This is a genomic window from Streptomyces sp. NRRL S-495, from assembly GCF_000966955.1.
Lineage (GTDB): Bacteria > Actinomycetota > Actinomycetes > Streptomycetales > Streptomycetaceae > Kitasatospora > Kitasatospora purpeofusca.
Map to the genome: position 1 here is coordinate 1 of NZ_JZWY01001263.1, position 738 is coordinate 738.

Sequence of the window (738 nt, forward strand, 5' to 3'; positions counted from 1 at the left end):
GAAGCACTGGCCATGGACCCGCAGCAGCGGCTGCTGCTCGAAACCAGCTGGGAGGCACTGGAGCGGGCCGGACTCGATCCCGCGTCGGTGCGCGGCAGCGAGGGCGGCGTCTACGTCGGCGTCGCCGCCCAGGGCTACGGCACCGGCCCGCAGGACCCGTCCGAGGAGGTGGAGGGGCACCTCCTCAGCGGTACGGTCACCAGCGTCGCCTCCGGCCGCATCGCGTACACCCTCGGCCTCGGCGGCCCCGCCGTGACCGTGGAGACGGCCTGCTCGTCCTCGCTGGTGGCACTGCACCTGGCCGGCCAGGCCCTGCGGGCCGGTGACTGCTCGTTCGCGCTGGTCGGCGGCGCCGCGGTGATGGCCAGCCCGGACGTCTTCGTCGAGTTCAGCCGTCAGCAGGGCCTGTCGCCCGACGGCCGCTGCCGCTCCTTCGCCGAAGGGGCGAACGGTACGGGCTGGGGCGAAGGGGTGGGTGTACTGCTCGTGGAACGCCTCTCCGACGCGCGCCGCCTCGGGCATCCGGTCCTCGCCCTCGTCCGGGGCACCGCGGTGAACCAGGACGGTGCCACCAACGGCCTCACCGCCCCGAGCGGCCCCGCGCAGCAGCGGGTGATCAGGGCCGCGCTGGCCACGGCGGGACTGTCCGGTGCCGACATCGACCTCGTGGAGGCGCACGGAACCGGCACCGTGCTCGGCGACCCCATCGAGGCGCAGGCCCTGCTGGCCACCTACGGC

At 74.7% G+C, this 738-nt stretch carries 1 protein-coding gene; it reads left to right on the forward strand.

Annotated elements, in window-relative coordinates:
* The coding region (locus VR45_RS41030) for a polyketide synthase (RefSeq protein ID WP_045945077.1) at positions 1 to 738 on the forward strand (738 nt) is incomplete at both ends.